Source organism: Geodermatophilus chilensis, from assembly GCF_002802985.1.
GTDB lineage: Bacteria > Actinomycetota > Actinomycetes > Mycobacteriales > Geodermatophilaceae > Geodermatophilus > Geodermatophilus chilensis.
In genome coordinates this window covers 1-2746 of record NZ_NVPT01000301.1, presented here as the reverse complement: position 1 = coordinate 2746, position 2746 = coordinate 1, and the positions used below count along the sequence as shown (strand labels likewise).

The window sequence follows — 2746 nt, the reverse complement described above, 5'->3', positions numbered from 1 at the left end:
AGCTGAAAAGCACCAGCCGTGTGCCTACAGGATTTAGGCGCTGCGACGACACCCGACCCGCTGACCAGCGACAACGCTATCGATCAAGCCTGCATGTGCGTGTGATCTTCGGAACTCCGGGCTGACCGCCACCCCGTACCGGCGCGACCAGCTCGACGACCTCATCGCCCTGCAGTTGGGCCCGATCCGCCACACCCTGGCCCAGCCGCCCGCCGGCACCCTGGGCAGCCGGTCCTCGGATGCTCAGGCACCGGAACCGGTCCTGCACGTCCACGCCACCGGCTACCGCTACACCGGCGATGCCGATCCCTCCGCACCCGGCGGGATCGCGGCGATCTACCGAGACCTGATCGCGGACGACGCCCGCACTGGCCAGATCACCGACGACGTCGTCGCCGCGCTGGCCCGTGGCCGGCACTGCCTGGTGCTCACCCAGTGGACCGAGCAGCTGGACAGGCTCGTGACCGCGTTGAGCGAGCGGGGGCATGAACCGGTCGTGCTCCGCGGCGGCATGGGGGCCAAGGCCCGAACGGCGGCGCTGGCCCGGCTGAACCCCCGGCCCGACGCGCCACCGCTGCTGGCCGTCGCCACCGGCCCCTACGTTGGCGAGGGGTTCGACTGCCCGGCGCTCGACACGCTCTTCCTCGCCGCACCGGTCGCGTTCAAGGGCCGCCTCGTGCAGTACGCCGGACGCATCCTCCGCCCGTTCCCCGGCAAGGCCACCACCGAGGTGCACGACTACCACGACGTCGCGACCGGCGTCCTCGCCTCATCGCTGGCCAAGCGTGCCCCTGGCTACACCAGCCTCGGCTTCCCTGACCCGCGCCGCCTGGTCAGGTAGGCAGCGCCGCCATCGGTGACCAGCGAGGCGGAGCAATCAGGTGCGTCCGCAGCATCGGGTCACACCACGCCGAGGCGGTCGAGCCGCTGGAGGAAAGAGATCTTGCGGCGCTGCTCCCGACGAAGCTGCTGGACCCGATCGGCGAACATCTCGCTCGTTCCCTCCCGGCGGCAGACCTCCCCCAGGTCGTGGAGCAGAGCCACCGCCGTGTCGTAATCGGCGGCTGTGCGTCGCTCGACCAGCTCGAGAACTTCCTGCCATGCCCGGTCCTGCCGTCCCGCGAGCTCGGTGAGGTGGTTCTCGCGAGCGCGTCCGGTGGCGCGACGGCGCTCCGCGGCCCGCCGCTGGGCCTCCTCCTGAGCCGCACGCCGCCGATCCTCACGGCGCCTCCGCGACTGCGCGAGCAGCTCCTCTGCCGTCCGGCCGGCAACGTCACCGGCCCCGACCGACGCGGCCGCCCGCCGGCAGCCGGCCAAGAGCTCCGCGCGGACCTTGGGCCCGTCGCCTCGGGCGACCCGGAGCAGGAACGCGTCCTTGCTCTCCACCGGCAGCTGCGCCAACCAGGCGGGTAGCTCTGTGAGCGTGTCGTCGACGCTGGTTGGAGCACTGCGCTCTGCTGCGACAGCGAGCAGGTCAGGGTCGATGCGCAGGAAGTCGACCACCATGCTCAGCGCCGCACTCAACCGACCGAGTCCTGGGGGGACGGGTGGCTCGACCGCGTCCTCGTCGACTTCACCGTTGAGGGCGGCAAGAAGCCACGCCAGGTACAGCAGCCGCAGATCCCCGGCCAGCAACTCGCTGCGGACCGGCACGATCGAGGCCAACAGGCCAGAGCCGTCCAGCCACTCCTCGTCGTACCCGCCGTCGTCGTCCTCGGCGAACAGATCGATGATGATGTGCCCGCCGGTCGTCCATGCGGTCGAACAGTCGCCGACGAGGTAGCGCTCCACTGTGGCCGTGGCTCCGGCCGGAGAGTCGAACACCTCGGCAGGTATCCGGAACATCAGCCGGCGCGTCCCCCAGTTGGCCAGATAGAGGAACGCATCGAAGTAGCGCTCGACCAGATGGCGCGGATCGGCCTTCAGATCACCCCACTCGTAGTGGTTGACGAAGCTGGTGGGCGTGATCAGTGCCCGTGTCGAGATCGCCCGGAGCTCAGCCTGCTCGTCGTGGGTCAGCGGCTGGTCGATCGCCACGAACTCGTAGTACTGGTATTCGCTCATCGCGAGCAGTCCTCCGCGTTGCCGACGCGAATCCGCGGTGCCGAAGGCCGATCTCACGGTCCCGCACCGGACCGCTTCCGGCCAGACACGAACCGGACCGAGGGGGCAACCACCGGCTCCACGGTCATCGTCGACAACATCCGGCCTGCGTGCGGAACGCGCCGGCCCCGTGTCTCATCCCCCGGCCCATTCACCGAGGCCGTCGACACCCGTGCCGATCACGGCCGTACCCGTGTGCGTATGTACCGTGTCGCCCCTCGGACACTCCAGAGCTGAGGCTCCGCGGTCACTGACGGCGGGGCCTCAGCCGTCGATCGAACCTCTTCGTTCGATCTCCCGGTCACGGCTCGGTCGCGGCCGGCCGCAGGCCCTCGATGGAGCGGGTGACGAACTCGACGATGCGCTGGGCCGCTGCGCGATCGGGGTCTCGATCGGGGTTGTAGATGGCGATACTCACGCCGCGGCAGTGTGTGCCCGCGAACGGGACCGCGACCATCTGGTCGAGCTCGTCCCAGTGCAGGCCGCCCGGCTGCGGATAGTCGACGGCAACGAAGTCCTCCGTCGCGACCACATCGAGATCGACGTGGAGCCAGAACGCGACACCGCTGATCCCGTCCATCGCCGCGGTCATCGACGCCTCACCGCCCCGGGAGGCGACCTCTTCGTCGTCGAGGAAGCAGGC

3 protein-coding genes are annotated in these 2746 nt (G+C 69.8%); 1 reads left to right on the top strand and 2 read right to left on the bottom strand.

The genetic code is table 11. The annotated features are described in order from the left end of the window. The first annotated feature begins 175 nt into the window (after positions 1-175). Positions 176-841: a DEAD/DEAH box helicase gene (locus tag CNO22_RS29555; RefSeq protein WP_232807382.1), complete on the top strand. Its 666-nt coding sequence runs from the start codon at positions 176-178 to the stop codon at positions 839-841. A 59-nt stretch (positions 842-900) separates the two neighbouring features. Here the strand turns inward: CNO22_RS29555 and CNO22_RS26580 are convergent, their stop codons facing one another. Continuing rightward, positions 901-2064, bottom strand: a complete 1164-nt coding sequence (locus CNO22_RS26580; RefSeq protein WP_100502229.1) for a hypothetical protein — start codon at positions 2062-2064, stop codon at positions 901-903. 340 nt (positions 2065-2404) lie between these two features. Then, positions 2405-2746 (bottom strand): arginase family protein (locus CNO22_RS26575; RefSeq protein ID WP_198588633.1); only part of this gene is annotated, 342 nt, incomplete at its 5' end.